Origin of the sequence: Synechococcus sp. UW69, assembly GCF_900474185.1 — a bacterium.
Classification (GTDB): Bacteria; Cyanobacteriota; Cyanobacteriia; order PCC-6307; family Cyanobiaceae; genus Parasynechococcus.
Map to the genome: position 1 here is coordinate 328,702 of NZ_UCNW01000009.1, position 14,102 is coordinate 342,803.

At 61.0% G+C, this 14,102-nt stretch carries 17 protein-coding genes and 1 tRNA gene; 10 read left to right on the plus strand and 8 right to left on the minus strand.

Annotation, left to right across the window (positions count from 1 at the left end):
- Nucleotides 1-45 precede the first annotated feature (45 nt).
- Nucleotides 46-1,650, plus strand: coding sequence for a DEAD/DEAH box helicase (locus tag DXY29_RS09285; RefSeq protein ID WP_115025030.1), 1,605 nt, complete (start codon nt 46-48; stop codon nt 1,648-1,650).
- On the opposite strand, the gene DXY29_RS09290 is transcribed toward DXY29_RS09285, so the two are convergent.
- The 3 genes from DXY29_RS09290 to DXY29_RS09300 form a co-directional block, all read right to left on the minus strand.
- Nucleotides 1,605-1,886: a hypothetical protein gene (locus tag DXY29_RS09290; protein ID WP_244279364.1), complete on the minus strand. Its 282-nt coding sequence runs from the start codon at nt 1,884-1,886 to the stop codon at nt 1,605-1,607. The genes DXY29_RS09285 and DXY29_RS09290 overlap by 46 nt on opposite strands.
- Nucleotides 1,887-1,986: 100 nt before the next feature.
- Nucleotides 1,987-2,406 carry a DUF6554 family protein gene (locus DXY29_RS09295; protein ID WP_115024740.1) on the minus strand — a complete coding sequence of 140 codons (420 nt, stop codon included), beginning with the start codon at nt 2,404-2,406 and terminating at the stop codon, nt 1,987-1,989.
- Nucleotides 2,407-2,438: 32 nt separating this feature from the next.
- Nucleotides 2,439-2,951: an AbrB family transcriptional regulator gene (locus DXY29_RS09300; protein WP_115024741.1), complete on the minus strand. Its 513-nt coding sequence runs from the start codon at nt 2,949-2,951 to the stop codon at nt 2,439-2,441.
- An 83-nt stretch (nt 2,952-3,034) separates the two neighbouring features.
- Between DXY29_RS09300 and DXY29_RS09305 the strand changes: the two genes are divergently transcribed.
- The 3 genes from DXY29_RS09305 to DXY29_RS09315 all read left to right on the plus strand — a co-directional run bounded on the left by DXY29_RS09305 (nt 3,035) and on the right by DXY29_RS09315 (nt 3,945).
- Entirely contained in the window at nt 3,035-3,358 is a 324-nt protein-coding gene (locus tag DXY29_RS09305) for a chemotaxis protein (protein ID WP_115024742.1), read from the plus strand.
- Nucleotides 3,359-3,396: 38 nt separating this feature from the next.
- The gene (locus DXY29_RS13540; RefSeq protein WP_115024743.1) at nt 3,397-3,615 is read left to right on the plus strand and encodes a hypothetical protein; all 219 of its coding nucleotides are present in this window, start codon (nt 3,397-3,399) and stop codon (nt 3,613-3,615) included.
- Between the two features lie 111 nt (nt 3,616-3,726).
- The gene (locus DXY29_RS09315) at nt 3,727-3,945 is read left to right on the plus strand and encodes a hypothetical protein (RefSeq protein WP_115024744.1); all 219 of its coding nucleotides are present in this window, start codon (nt 3,727-3,729) and stop codon (nt 3,943-3,945) included.
- Between the two features lie 21 nt (nt 3,946-3,966).
- Here DXY29_RS09315 and DXY29_RS09320 read toward each other — a convergent pair.
- Nucleotides 3,967-4,038, minus strand: a tRNA-Gly gene (locus DXY29_RS09320).
- 32 nt (nt 4,039-4,070) lie between these two features.
- Nucleotides 4,071-5,219: an alanine--glyoxylate aminotransferase family protein gene (locus DXY29_RS09325; RefSeq protein WP_115024745.1), complete on the minus strand. Its 1,149-nt coding sequence runs from the start codon at nt 5,217-5,219 to the stop codon at nt 4,071-4,073.
- A 38-nt stretch (nt 5,220-5,257) separates the two neighbouring features.
- On the opposite strand from DXY29_RS09325, the gene cbiD reads away from it, so the two are divergent.
- The 6 genes from cbiD (at nt 5,258) to mrdA (ending at nt 11,455) form a co-directional block, all read left to right on the plus strand.
- Complete coding sequence (gene cbiD / locus DXY29_RS09330) at nt 5,258-6,364, plus strand: cobalt-precorrin-5B (C(1))-methyltransferase CbiD (protein ID WP_115024746.1); 1,107 nt, start codon at nt 5,258-5,260, stop codon at nt 6,362-6,364.
- Between the two features lie 32 nt (nt 6,365-6,396).
- The gene (gene guaA / locus DXY29_RS09335; RefSeq protein WP_115024747.1) at nt 6,397-7,983 is read left to right on the plus strand and encodes a glutamine-hydrolyzing GMP synthase; all 1,587 of its coding nucleotides are present in this window, start codon (nt 6,397-6,399) and stop codon (nt 7,981-7,983) included.
- The gene (locus tag DXY29_RS09340) at nt 7,983-8,597 is read left to right on the plus strand and encodes a sulfotransferase (protein ID WP_115024748.1); all 615 of its coding nucleotides are present in this window, start codon (nt 7,983-7,985) and stop codon (nt 8,595-8,597) included. The genes guaA and DXY29_RS09340 overlap by 1 nt, the downstream gene beginning before the upstream one ends.
- Nucleotides 8,598-8,663: 66 nt before the next feature.
- Nucleotides 8,664-9,275, plus strand: coding sequence for a hypothetical protein (locus tag DXY29_RS09345; protein ID WP_115024749.1), 612 nt, complete (start codon nt 8,664-8,666; stop codon nt 9,273-9,275).
- Nucleotides 9,276-9,284: 9 nt separating this feature from the next.
- Complete coding sequence (locus DXY29_RS09350; RefSeq protein WP_115024750.1) at nt 9,285-9,671, plus strand: hypothetical protein; 387 nt, start codon at nt 9,285-9,287, stop codon at nt 9,669-9,671.
- Nucleotides 9,668-11,455 (plus strand): penicillin-binding protein 2, encoded by a 1,788-nt coding sequence (gene mrdA, locus DXY29_RS09355; protein WP_115024751.1) that lies wholly within the window; start codon nt 9,668-9,670, stop codon nt 11,453-11,455. The genes DXY29_RS09350 and mrdA overlap by 4 nt, the downstream gene beginning before the upstream one ends.
- Here the strand turns inward: mrdA and DXY29_RS09360 are convergent.
- The 3 genes from DXY29_RS09360 to psb34 all read right to left on the minus strand — a co-directional run bounded on the left by DXY29_RS09360 (nt 11,452) and on the right by psb34 (nt 14,054).
- Nucleotides 11,452-12,597 carry a glycosyltransferase family 1 protein gene (locus DXY29_RS09360; RefSeq protein WP_115024752.1) on the minus strand — a complete coding sequence of 382 codons (1,146 nt, stop codon included), beginning with the start codon at nt 12,595-12,597 and terminating at the stop codon, nt 11,452-11,454. The genes mrdA and DXY29_RS09360 overlap by 4 nt on opposite strands.
- Before the next feature lie 13 nt (nt 12,598-12,610).
- Nucleotides 12,611-13,807: an NAD-dependent epimerase/dehydratase family protein gene (locus tag DXY29_RS09365; protein ID WP_115024753.1), complete on the minus strand. Its 1,197-nt coding sequence runs from the start codon at nt 13,805-13,807 to the stop codon at nt 12,611-12,613.
- A 73-nt stretch (nt 13,808-13,880) separates the two neighbouring features.
- Nucleotides 13,881-14,054 carry a photosystem II assembly protein Psb34 gene (gene psb34 / locus DXY29_RS09370; protein WP_115024754.1) on the minus strand — a complete coding sequence of 58 codons (174 nt, stop codon included), beginning with the start codon at nt 14,052-14,054 and terminating at the stop codon, nt 13,881-13,883.
- Between the last annotated feature and the right edge of the window lie 48 nt (nt 14,055-14,102).

The following is a 14,102-nucleotide window of genomic DNA, read 5'->3' on the forward strand; positions in this document are numbered from 1 at the left end:
CGCCGATCTGAGTTCACTAAAGTGATTGTTTGTGGGGGCCTGTTGGTGCCGCCAAAACCCACATCGACGTGTTATCTGGATCTCTCTCCAGCAGGTCTGATCCGCGTGATCAGTCCGTTCGATGCGGTGACCCAGTCTCAGTTGCGTCGGATCCAGCCCCGGGGGCGATGGAACGGTCCAGGCCATGGCTGGGACTTCCCCTTGGCGTCTGCCGATGCGCTTCAACAGGCCCTGGGACGGCGTTTTCCCATGACCTCTGCACTGCAGGAGTGGCTCGACTGGTGTCAGCACCCCCTGCCACCCCTGCCACCGCACCGGACGTTGGTGGCTTCAGCGGATCTCGACGAAGCCCTTCAGGATGGTCGTCGCCCCCTGCGCCATCAACGCTCCGGAGCCCGTTGGCTCCTGGCCCGTCGCGGTGCCGTTCTGGCGGATGAAATGGGTCTGGGAAAAACTCTCACAGCCCTTCTGGCGGCCCGTGCCTTGATGCGCTGTGCTGAGGTGCGCTTGCTTGTGGTGGCTCCCGTCGGGCTGCATCCCCACTGGCGCAGGGAATCAGAGGCCCTTGGGGTTGGTCTTGAGTTGGTGAGTTGGGCTCGGCTTCCCGACAACCTGCCGCCGGCGGGAACGCTCTTGGTGGTGGATGAAGCGCATTACGCCCAGTCTCTTCAGGCGCAGCGCACGGCTGCTTTGCTGCGCTTAGCGCGTCATCCCCGTCTGCGGGCGATCTGGATGCTCACGGGAACCCCGATGAAGAACGGTCGCCCTTCCCAGTTGTATCCCCTGCTCGCTGCTATGGACCATCCGATTGCGCGGGATCAGCGACGGTTCGAGGAGCGTTATTGCCAGGGTCACTGGAGGGAGAGTCGATCCGGGAAACGCTGGCAGGCGTCCGGTGCCAGTCAATTGGAGGAGCTGCGGCGTCTGAGTCGCCCGCTGATCTTGCATCGCCGCAAGCAGCAGGTCGTGGACCTCCCTCCCAAGCAGCGACGCCTTCATCCTGTGGATCTATCGGAAGGTGAGCGCACGGGCTTTGATCATCGTGTCGGTCTGGTGCTGGATGATTACCGGCGTCGGGCCCGTCTCGGGGAGGTTCGACGGGATGCCGAGCCCCTGGCTTTGCTCACCTCCATGCGCCAGATCGCAGCGGAATTCAAATTGCCGGCGGCCCAGCACCTGGTGGAGTCATTGCGTCGGCAAGGGGAGGCGGTGGTGCTGTTCAGTGGCTTTGTGGCCCCGTTGCAGCTGTTGCAGCAAACCATCGGGGGGGAGTTGTTGACCGGTCGCCAACGGCCTGCCGAACGCCAGGTGAGTGTGGATCGGTTTCAGCAGGGTCAAAACGATTGTTTGCTGGCCACCTTCGGCACCGGTGCCCTTGGCTTCACCCTGCACCGGGCCCGACATGTGGTGTTGTTGGAACGCCCCTGGACGCCAGGGGACCTCGAACAAGCGGAAGACCGCTGTCATCGTCTCGGCATGGGGGATGGCCTCACCTGCCATTGGCTACAGCTCGGCGCAGCGGACCAGCTGGTGGATGGGTTGCTGGCCAGCAAGGCGGAACGGATTGAGGTGTTGTTGGGGCCTCGCCGGTTGACGCTGCAACGTCAATCACTCCCAGCCATGGTGCGTGACTGTTTGCAAGTGGTCTGACGCACCTTGAGTTCGTGCAGCAACATCGGATCGACTGGCTGACTGGAGCGGTTTAGCAGCGTCAGCGCCACGTCGACGTCATTGCAAGCTCTGGCTTGATCGCCAAGCAGGGTCAAGACAAGGGCGCGGTCCCGATGCAAATCGGCTTGATCTGGCGTCTGGATGATGGCCTCATCGCAGCGTTCGACCATCAGTTTCAGGTCATCCATCTGGAAGTCCCCCAGGCAACTGGTCACCAGTGGTGTGGGGGCATTAACAGGCTTCGATGGTTGTTTGGTTTGGCATCCAGCAAGCAGCACTCCAGCTAGCAGAGTCAGAACCAGAACTACTGAGGGATCAGTAGCTGTAGCGCGTGGTGTCGTGGGTGCTCTCGATGGTGCTTTCGGTGACAGATGAGGAGTTTCCAAGGGTGGCGGCGGTGGCTGGTTGTGTGTTCCCGCCGAACAGATCACCAAGGAACTGGCCACAGTCGGGGAAATTGCCGGGGTCCTTGACGACGGCTTCCGTAATCATTACTGAGGCGTGCTCTGGAGATGTCTTGAATACGCTGCTGCCCTGGCGCTTGATCAAGGCATAGGCGGCATTCCAGCTGACCTTGTGGTCGTTGCCGCTGGAACGCATGAAGCAATAAATCTTGGCGCCCTTCTCTTCTGTTGCTTCTGCTGCTTCTGCTGCTTGCAAGGCGGGGCTGACGCTGCCGAACGCACCGATCAGGGCCGCGGTGCACAGAACCAGCGATGACCTGAGGGAAGCCATAACAACGGTTGTGAGTTGCCTCAAGGTATCGATCAGCCTCCTGTTGTCGAGGGCACGATCAGTCGCACCACTAAGGGCAACACCAGCAGCACCGTGATCAGCCGAACAGCGTGGAGGGCGGCCACCGCGGCACCGACGCCGAATTCCGCACCGACAAGGCTCATGCCACTGATGCCCCCCGGCGCTGCTCCGAGCAAGGCCACGATTGGATCAATGCCAAGCAAGCGGCTGGTCCAGAGTCCCACCACGATTCCCGTCATCACCAGCGCCAGGGTGATCAGAACCGCTGGTTTCCACAGGAGTTGCAGTTGACTCAGGGATGCCCGCGTCAGGCCAGTACCGATCACGGTGCCGATGCCGATCTCAAGAACCGTGCGCGTTCCCGTTGGCCAGGTGGCTGTCTCCAGTTGACCGCTCATGCTGACGATGCCAGCACCCAGCAGTGCTCCCGCCAGGGGTGCAGCGGGAATGCCGCTGAGTAGAGCCAGCAGTCCGATGGCGGTTCCAGCCAGTAAATACAGCGCCAGCGTTGCCAATGGTGGCATCGGTCTCGATCGCGTCATGTCTGCTTGATCTTGAGACAGCGGCGCTCCTGTGTTGTTATCAGCGCAACCGCCAGGTTTCGAAGATGACCTCCTCCGTGTCCTTTCGGATCACCCGCACAGCGGAAGATCTCGCTCAAACCATCACTGCCTTGTCGCAGCGTTTGGTGAAATTGGAACAGCGTCAGGAAGTGCTTGAGCTTCAGCTGCGCCAGCAGCAGAAGGAGCTGAATGCTGTCCCTGACGAAGAGATTTCCACCCTTGAGGGTGTGGAAGCCCTGTTGCGTGAAACGCGTGAGCTTTTGGACAGCACCGCTCCCGTGGCGGAAGGCTCCATGCCGGAGGAGTCATTCCAGAACGACTCCTGGGGTCATGAGGACGGCTCAGATGTGACCCGCGATGTCGCATAGGGGTGGCACCCGGTGCCAAAATAAAAAGAAAGGCAACTATGGCGATCACCATCCCTGCCTCCAATGCTTGCTCTTCTCGCACCTTGCACGGCATGACCATTTGGACCCGGTCAGGCTTCGTTGAAGGCGGCCATCAACTCGAGAAGCTGGAATTTGCTCTGGCTCTTGCTGAAGCGCGCGGCGATCAAGTCCGCTGTCGTCAACTACGGGATCGGATTGCCGATCTTGGGGGCAACGCTGAAGAACCTGGTACTTGACTCTGAGGCCAACGGTACCAGTGGCTGTTAGTCGGCAATGATGCTGATCGACGATGGAATGGCCTGAATATCAATCAGAGCTAATATTTTGTTGATAAGGGAACTCGAACGTTGACCCTGACACTCACAAAAACAAAACATTCCGAGACGACTCAACAACGTCAAAATCACGAATCAGCGGCTCAAGCTTTGTTCGTCAAAGCACGCAAGTGCGCTGAAGATGGCCGAGTGAATGAAGCGGGTTCTTTCATCCTGCAAGCCTTGGGCCACGAACGTCGTGCTGGATGCGCTGGACCACAAGTTCTTCAATTAATCAAGCCTCGTTCTTGAGATTTACTTGGAATTCGTTGAAGCGGATGACCGGATTCGAACCGGCGACGTTCAGCTTGGGAAGCTGACATTCTACCACTGAATTACATCCGCAGTGGGGCGAGATCGCTCTCGCCACCTGTGTTCTAGCCAAGCGCAGTGGAAGCTGCAGCGACGCCTGCACCCATGCTGCCTTTGTGCAGCCCTAAAGATTGAAGGGTGGCTTCAATCGCTGCGACGGCGGTCAGTACATCCCGGTCGCAGACATAGCCGAGATGCCCGATTCGGAACACCTTCCCTTTTAGGTGGTCTTGACCACCAGCCAAAAGAATGTCGAATTTTTCCTTCACGGCTTTGCGCAACTGTTCGGCGTCGATGCCTTCGGGGGCCACCGCGGTGATGGCCGGGCTGCCGCAACCCTCAGCAGCAAAGAGGGGCAGCCCCATTGCCTTCATGCCGGCTTGGGCGGCGGCGCGATGGCGGGCGTGCCGGGCAAAGATTGCCTCCAGCCCCTCCTTCTGCATCATCTCCAGGGCTGCTTCCAGGCCGAAATAGAGATTCACCGCGGGGGTGAAGGGGTTGCTGTCTTTCGCCGCTGTTTTCCGGTAGGGGCCCAGGTCCAGATAGAACTTGGGCAAATCGGAGCGCTCGTAGGCCTCCCAGGCCCTTGCGCTCATGGCCACAAAACTAAGGCCAGGCGGGAGCATGTAACCCTTCTGCGCGCCTGAGGCCACCACATCCAGCCCCCAGTCGTCCATGGGGACGTTGGTGGCACCGAGGCTGGTGACGCAGTCCGCCAGGGTCAGGGCCGTGCCGTGGGCCTTCACGTGACGGGCAATGCTTTCCAGATCGTTGATCACCCCCGTTGAGGTTTCCGAGTGGGTGAGGATCACGGCCTTGATCGCTTTGGCGCTGTCGGCTTCCAAAGCCGAGCGGAAGGCCTCCGGGTCGAGGGGCTGGCCCCATTCCGCTTTGATCACCTCCACGTCCAGTCCGTAGGCGCGGGCCACCTTGACCCAGCGTTCCCCGAATTTTCCGTTGTCGCCGCAGAGCACCTTGTCTCCGCGGCTGAGGGTGTTGATGATTCCCGCTTCCATGGCAGCTGTTCCACTGCCGGTGATCACCAGCACATCGCTGGTGGTCTGATGCAGCCACTTCAGCTGTTCAGTCGTGCGCCGCACGATGGCCTGGAATTCCCCGCTGCGGTGGCCAATGGGGTGTCGACCCATGGCCTTCAGCACCGTTTCCGGCACCGGCGTGGGGCCAGGAATCATCAGGGTGAGCTTGTCCTGCATGGCGCGGGGGATGCCAATCGGCGACTCTAGAAAACAGCTTGTCCAGTCCCATCGCCCCCTCCAGCCCAGGATTGACCTTGCCGGTGTGGGTGGCGGGGGCGGCCAAGGCAGCCCTGAAGGTGTTGCTTGGCGAGGCGTTTGATCCTGAACAGCAGTTGTGCCAGGGGCCAGATCAACCGTCTTTGCAGGTGCCTGTCTGCTCTGCGGCTCCCTTGGCGACTGATCAAGCCTTGGGGATCAGCCGCTGTGATCCTGGGCCTGGTCTGGATCTGACGCGGGATCTGGAGATCTGGGTGCGGGTGGCCTGGATCAGCGCATCTCAGCCGCTGCTTGATTTGCAGGCAGGAGAAGGTGTTGGCCGCGTCGGTCCTGCGGGAGAGGCTTGTTTGTCAGGCTTCGCCCGTGAGCTGTTGGAGCGGAATCTGCTGCCCCTGTTGCCGCCCGGTCGGGGCCTGATGGTGCAGCCGATTCTTCCGCTGGGTCGTGCCCTGGCCCAACGCACCAGCAATGCCGCGTTTGGGGTGGTGGATGGCTTGGCGTTGATCGGCACACAAGCGGAGGTGCAGCGCAGCGCGGCTCCGGATCAGCTGCAGCAGGTGCTTGCTGATTTGGGGACGCTCGCTTCGGATCCGTCCTTTCAGGGACGCATCGTGTTGGTGATTGGTGAGAACGGCTTGGACCTCGCCCGCCAGCGGGGTCTGGGGCCCTTGCTCAAGGTGGGGAACTGGCTGGGACCGGTGCTGGTGGCCGCGGCGGAAGCCGGTGTTCGCGATCTGCTGCTGCTCGGTTACCACGGCAAGTTGATCAAGTTGGCTGGCGGCATCTTTCACACCCATCACCATCTGGCGGATGGTCGTCTGGAAGTGTTGGTGTCGCTGGGGCTGGATATCGGCCTGTCTGTAGACCAGTTGTTGCAACTGCGTGGTGCCGCCTCCGTTGAGGAGGCCTTCCAGGCTCTGGGTGCTGATCAATCCAGAGCGCTCGGGCAGCATCTGGCCGCGATGGTGGAGCGGCGCAGTCAGTCCTATGTCGCTCGCTACGGCGACTGGTCAATGCGGATCGGTGCTGCTCTGTTCGACCGGAGCCGGACCCTGCGCTGGTGGGGACCGGAGGGGGAGAAGCGCTTCTTTACGCTGAGGGATTGACGCTCGTCTGAGAGCGGTACTTATCAGGATCGATGTCCCAGCCCTCGTCCGACGGTCAGCGTCAGCCGGCCATCGTCATCCTTGATTTCGGCTCCCAGTATTCGGAGTTGATTGCCCGGCGCGTGCGTGAGACCGAGGTGTTCTCGGTGGTGTTGGGCTACAGCACCTCGGCGGAGGAACTGCGCCGGATGCAACCGAAGGGGATCATCCTCAGCGGTGGCCCCAGTTCCGTTTATGCGGAACACGCGCCGCTCTGTGATCCCGGCATCTGGGATCTGGGCATTCCTGTGATGGGGGTTTGCTATGGGATGCAGCTGATGGTGCAGCAGCTCGGTGGCGTTGTGGAGGCCGCCACGGGCAAGGCTGAATACGGGAAGGCGCCCCTTGAGGTGGATGACCCGACGGATCTGCTCACCAATGTCGACAACGGATCGACGATGTGGATGAGTCATGGCGACTCGGTGAAAGCCCTTCCAGAGGGGTTTGTGCGTTTGGCGCACACGGCCAACACCCCTGAAGCGGCGGTGGCGCATTTGCAACGCAATCTCTATGGGGTGCAATTCCACCCCGAGGTGGTGCATTCCACCTGCGGCATGGCCCTGATCCGCAATTTTGTTTATCACGTTTGCGGCTGTGATCCGGATTGGACCACGGCGGCCTTCATCGATGAGGCCGTTGGCCTGGTGCGGGAGCAGGTGGGCGATAAGCGCGTGCTGTTGGCGCTCTCCGGTGGGGTCGATTCATCAACCCTCGCCTTTCTGCTCAAGAAGGCGATCGGTGATCAGCTCACCTGCATGTTCATCGATCAGGGATTCATGCGCAAAGGCGAGCCGGAATTTCTGATGGACTTTTTCGACCGCAAGTTCAATATCCATGTGGAGTACATCAATGCCCGACAGCGGTTCATCAGCAAGCTCAACGGCATCACCGATCCGGAGGAGAAACGCAAAATCATCGGCACCGAGTTCATCCGGGTGTTCGAAGAGGAGAGCAAGCGGCTCGGACCCTTTGATTACCTGGCCCAGGGAACGCTGTATCCCGATGTGATCGAAAGCGCAGGCACCAACGTCGATCCCAAGACTGGCGAGCGGGTGGCCGTGAAGATCAAGAGCCACCACAACGTGGGCGGTCTTCCCAAGGATCTTCGGTTCAAGCTGGTGGAGCCTTTGCGCAAACTTTTCAAAGATGAAGTGCGCAAGGTGGGGCGCAGCCTCGGCCTGCCTGAAGAGATCGTGCGCCGCCATCCTTTCCCTGGCCCTGGACTGGCGATTCGCATCCTCGGTGAAGTCACCGACGAGAAGCTCAACTGTCTGCGTGATGCGGATCTGATCGTGCGCGAGGAAATTAAGGAAGCGGGTCTGTATCACGACATCTGGCAGGCCTTTGCAGTACTGCTGCCGGTGCGGTCTGTCGGAGTGATGGGCGACAAACGCACTTACGCCTGGCCCATCGTTCTGCGCTGTGTGTCGAGCGAAGACGGCATGACCGCTGATTGGTCGCGCCTGCCTTACGACTTGATGGAGACCATCTCCAATCGGATCGTGAATGAGGTGAAGGGGGTCAATCGGGTGGTGCTCGACATCACCAGCAAGCCCCCCGGCACGATTGAGTGGGAGTGATGGCGTGGGATTGGTTGCGGCCCAAGCCGGGTCGCATTTTTTTGATTGGTCACAACAAGTGCGGCACGCGGTCGTTCCACAAGCTTTTGCGGAAGAACGGCTACAGCTCCATCCACTACGACAAGGGGCGCCTGGCCCGTCGGATTCAGGCCAACTTCACCTTTTCCAAGCCTCTGCTGGATGGCGTGGATGGCTACTGCGGATACACCGATATGGAGCTCTGTGGTGAGTTCTACGCCTACCGCCTGTTCCCCCTGTTGGACCTGCAGTACCCAGGCTCCTGCTTCATTTACAACACGCGTGATGTGAGCCGCTGGGTCGACTCACGCATGAATCACCGCAAGGGCAAGTACGCCAGTGCCTACTTAGATCGGATGCGTCGGGCCTTCGACGATCCCTCCTTGACGCTGGAGGACTTGCGCCAGCACTGGGAAGAGGCTTGGCAGCGCCATGATCTCGACCTGAAGCGTTATTTCGCCGGACGCAGCAACTTTTTCGCCTTCAACATCAGCGTGCCCTCGGAGCAGGCTGACCTCTGCCGTTTTCTGCGGCGTCGTGGTTATCGGATCCGCGGCAAGGTGTTGCCCCATGCCGGGGCGCGAACCTCTGCATAAGCAGGTTGATCCACGGCTGGCGACGGCCCTGCATCGCCGATACCTTGGGCCACCGGCCTTTGGGACATGACGGCGACACAACAGCAGGATGTTCAGTTGCAGCGCCGCTTGCAGCAGGACAGCATTCAGCTGGGTGGCCGCACGATTTATCTGAACCCCTTTCTCTATTGGCGGCGGTTCGACAGCAACACCGATCGCTGGCTGCGGGAACCCGGTCAGCTGACCGAGGATCAAATCACGACCAACCGCAGCCGTTTTTACCCCGAACTCGACTGGGGTCAGCTGGATGATCACGGCACCGATGTCCACGATGGCGCCGTTGAGATGTTCCTCAAGAGTCTGGAGTTGATCAGCACTTTCCATCCCGAGCTGGGTTCCGGGCAGATGCTCGAGGTGGAACGCAAAATGACGATCACCAAGAAGCGGGCCTTCGAGCGCTGGGTGGATAAGGCGATCCGGCGGCGTCAGCGGGATCAGACCCGTGAGCATCGGCGCTTTGAGCGCAGCCGCTTCTGGCGCGCCTGGCGCGAGTGGATCCTGCTGGACACCACCCAGAAAGCACTGGTGCCTTTGGTGATGTTGATGGTGCTGAGTGGGGTGTTGGGCTGGTCTCTGGCGGCGAACCGTTCCGCTTGTCCGACATTGGCCCTTCCTTCGGGACAGACTGGGGTCCGTTGATCTGGCCCCATGGCCGCTGATTCCAGCTCCGAAAACCCGCTCGACCAGTTGCGTCTGTCGCTGATGCAGGACGTGCTTCCCGTGGGGCTGGCCGTGCTGGAACGGGCCCGGCAGGGCGGCCCGGGCAGGGTGGTGGAGGTGTTCACTGCGGGGTCGGAGGACCCCATCGCCGAGCTGCGCCAGGAGGGTGAGCCCGTGGCGCGTGATGTTCGAGAGCAGCTGGATGCTGTGAGCCCCGGGCTGGGCAACCCGGTGATGCCTGTCTCGGTTTCCGTCGATGAACCGGAAACGGTCGATGAACGCCAGGATGACCCCGACGACTTGATGCCGACCCTGCGGCGGATTGAAGAGCGTCTTGAGGAGTTGCGCCGTCGCTTGCCAGCGCAGCAGGGATGACCCGTTCCGCACAGCAGCGGCAGACTGGTCTGCGTCAGCAACCCCTCGTTCTGCTGACGCTGGTGTTGCTGTTCTGCAGCGCCATGGTCGGTCGCTTGGTCTGGATGCAGCTGCTGGAGGGGTCGCGCTTCCGCGAATTGGCGGATGAAAACCGGATCCGTCTCGTGCCCCGCTCGCCCATCCGCGGTCGCTTGCTCGATCGCAAAGGGCGGGTGCTGGCCACAAGCAAGCTCACCTATTCCCTGTACCTCGAGCCGCGTCTAGTCAGAGATGCCGACTGGCCTGATCTGCGTGATCGCCTGGCACGGTTGCTCAATTTGAAGCCTGATCTGCTGGATCAGCGCCGTGAGAAGGGTCTGGATCGGGATGGTTACCGCACCACCTTGGCCCTGGATCTCAAGCCGGAACAGGTGCTGCGGTTCCGGGAACAGGCCTTGGGACTGCGGGGCGCCCAGGTGGATGTCGACATCCTGCGGGCCTATCCCCATGGAACCCTGGCGGCCCACGCCCTCGGTTACACCCAGCCGATCACGGAAAACGAATTCGAGATCTTGGCGGAGAAGGACTACAAGATCCGTGACCGCATTGGTCGCACTGGAGTTGAAGCGGCCTACGAGAGCCATCTGCGTGGCAAGTGGGGCGGTCAGATGTTGGAGGTGAATGCCATGGGAGAGGTGCAGCGCAACCTGGGCGATCGACCCTCCGAAGCGGGAGAGGATCTGGTGCTCACCCTCGACCTGGATCTGCAGCGCGTGGCGGAGCAGGCTCTGGCGGATAAGCCCGGTGGCGCTGTGGTGGCGCTTGAGGCCGCGACGGGTGCGGTGCTGGCCCTGGCTAGTCGTCCCAGTTTTGATCCGAACTTTTTCTCCAAGCTGATCACCACCCAGAAGGAGTACGACGCCCTCTTCTCCAATCCGAAGAAACCGTTGCTCTCCAGGGCCATGAATCCCTATGACCCCGGCAGCACCTGGAAGCCGGTGACGGCGATGGCCGGTATGGAGTCCGGCAAATTCCCGCCCGACACCAAGTTGCACACCACGGCCTGCATCACCTACGGCGGCCACTGCTTCCCGGATCACAACGGGGCTGGGTTCGGCCACATCGGGTATGCCGATGCCCTGCGCTTTTCCAGCAACACCTTCTTCTATCAAGTGGGGGTTGGGGTTGGCTCCAAGGCCCTGAAACAAGCGGCTGATCAGCTCGGCTTTCAGCAGAAGACCGGCATTGAGATCGGTTGGGAAGAGAGCGTCGGGCTGGTTGGGGATGAAGACTGGGCGGCTCGAGGCCGCGGCTGGACTGATCCCGGCACCAGCCCCTGGATCCCTGAGGACATGGCCAGCGCCTCCATCGGTCAGTCAGTGGTGCAGATCACACCCCTGCAACTGGCCCGTGCTTACGCCGTGTTCGCTAACGGCGGCTGGCTCGTGACACCGCACCTTGCGGCCGGTGACATCAACTGGATGAGCCCCGAGCATCGCTCCAAGGTGGCGATTCATCCGTCCACGTTGCAGACGATCCGTGAGGGGTTGCGCAAAGTGGTGGAGGCCGGAACCGGTGCCGGCCTCAATGGTCCTGGCATTCCTCCGGCGGCCGGCAAAACTGGAACGGCGGAGGACAGCACTGGAGGCCCTGATCACGCCTGGTTCGGCTGCTTTGCCCCCTATCCGGACGGCAAGATTGTGGTGGTGGCCTTTGCCCAGAACACCCCTGGCGGTGGATCCGTTCACGCCCTGCCGATGGCCAAGAAGGTGCTGGCTGAGTGGGAGAGGACCCGTCAGCGTTAGGCAGCGGTGAGTTGGGCTGTTGACAGCACACTGCGGTAGTAAGTCCGCAGTTGCTCGGTGGCACCAGCCCAGCCCCAGCGCTCCGCTTCTTCACGGGCTGCATTGCGCAGGGCCTGGCGTTCTAGATCGTTGCCCAGCAGGCGACGGGTGGCTTCGATCAGACTGGCCGCGCCGCCATCCGCTCCGTCGGGCTCATACAGGCAGCCGTTGACGCCGTCGGTAATGATGTCGGGGATTCCGCCACGGTTGGCGCCGACCACGGGACAACCGGCGGCCATGGCTTCCAGCAGCACCAGGCCCAATGTCTCCGTGCTGGAGGGGAACAGAAACGCATCGCCGCTGGCGTAGGCCCCGGCCAGTTCTTCCCCGGCGAGATAACCGACGAAGGTGGTGGCGGTTCCTTCGAAGTGTTTTTCGAGTTGCTGGCGGTGGGGACCATCCCCAACCAGGGCGAGGCGTGCCTCGGGAAGGGCTTCCAGCACCGGTCGGATCCGTTCGATCTGCTTTTCCGCTGACAAGCGGCCCACATAGAGCAGCAGGGCACCGCGATCGTCATGGCCACCCAGAAGCCGTTGGCGCAGTTCCGAACTGCGCAGTTCGGGACGGAACAGCTCCGTGTCCACACCCCGTTGCCAGAGATCGGTGTGCTGAATGCCCTTGTCACTCAGTTCCTTCACCATGGCGGTGGAGGTGCATAGGTTCAGCAGGGCTTGGTTGTGGGCGGCCTTGAGCATTTCCCACAGGAGCGGCTCCAGCATCCCCAAGCCGTAATACTCCAGATATTTGGGCAGGTGGGTGTGATAACTGGCGACGAGGGGAATGTTTTTGTTCTTGGCGAGCCAGATGCCACCGAGGCCCAGCACTGCTGGATTCACCACATGGATCAGATCGGGTTGAAAGTCATCTATCGCTTCCGACACTGCTGGGCGAGGTAACGCCAGTTTGAGTTCGGGATAGAGAGGAAGCGGCATCGCCGGAACGCCGATCAGCCGCGCTCCCATGTACTCATCCGGACAACCTTCCGGGCAGAAGACCACCACCTCATCGCCGGCTTCCACCAGATGCTTCACCGTTTTGGTGAGACGGGTGACGATGCCATCGACCTTCGGCAGGAAGGTTTCGGTGAAGAAGGCGACTTTCAAGGATGAAGCTTGTTCAGGATGCGGAGCCGATGGCCTGGGCTTGAGTTTTGGTCCAGGCGGATGTGCAGAGGATGCGGTTGCGATCGCAACGGTCGGCGTAGCGGGTTGCGATCTCCACCACTTCCTTCAGCAAACCGTCGTCGAGGGTGGTGGGGTTGAGGCCCAGCTCGATGAAACAGCGGTTGTCAACGATCAGATCGTTCTCTACAGCCTCGTTGCGGGGGTTGGGCAGGTTGTTCACCTGAGCACCAGTGAGAGCAGCCACCTTCTTGGCCAATTCGCCCACCTGATGGCTTTCGGTCATCTGGTTGAAGATCTTCACCCGCTCGCCATCTTCAGGAGGGTTCTCCAGCGCCAGCTGGACGCAGCGCACGGAATCGCGGATGTGGATGAAAGCGCGCGTCTGGCCTCCGGTGCCGTGAACGGTGAGCGGATAGCCGATGGCGGCTTGCATCAGGAAGCGGTTCAGCACGGTGCCGTAGTCACCGTCGTAATCGAAGCGATTGGTCAGCCGCGGGTCGCGGTCGGTCGCGTCGGTGTTGGTTCCCCAGACGATGCCCTGGTGCAGGTCGGTGATGCGGACCTTGTCGTTTTTGTTGTAGTAGAGGAACAGCAGCTGATCGAGCGTCTTGGTCATGTGATAGACGCTGCCGGGGCTTGCCGGGTGGAGGATCTCCTCCTCGAAGCGGCTGCCGTCGGGCTGGGGCACTTCCACCTTCAGGTAGCCCTCAGGGATGGTGGCGCCGCGGTGGGAGCCATAGCCATAGACGCCCATGGTGCCGAGGTGCACCACATGAATTTCTTGACCGCTTTCAACGATGGCGGCCAGCAGGTTATGGGTGCCGTTGACGTTGTTATCAACGGTGTAGCGCTTGGTGGCGCTGCTCTTCATGGAGTAAGGCGCGGCCCGTTGTTCCGCGAAGTGGACCACAGAATCTGGCCGTTCTTCCAGCAGTAGATCCAGCAGGCGTTGGTACTCGTGGGCGATGTCCATGTGGACAAAGCGCATCGGCTTGCCGCCGGTTTCTTCCCAGGCTTTAAGGCGCTCACCGATGCTCACGATTGGCGTCAGCGACTCAACTTCAAGGTCGATATCGATCTTGCGACGGCTGAGGTTGTCGACGATCAGAACCTCGTGGCCCTGATCCGCCAGGTTCACCGCACAGGGCCAGCCGCAGAAGCCGTCACCGCCGAGAACGAGAACTTTCACCCCAAACTCCTTCTGGAACGAGCGTGACGCTCACTCCTGGCAAGCTACTACAGGGATTTCAGCGTGGACCGTCTCAGCTGATGGCGACGGTCACTGCCACCATGCCGGCCACGAGCAATCCACCGGTCACCAGCATCATCATCGAGCTGCGGTTGCGGCTGTTGCTGGTGGCAACATCCATCACCTCCATGCGTGGCTCCTTGGCGAATGCATTGAGGCGACCGCCGTCTTCCGTGGTGACCGACATGGGTCTGATGCGACTGGTCGGACCTTATGAGTCCAATTGCTTATTGCC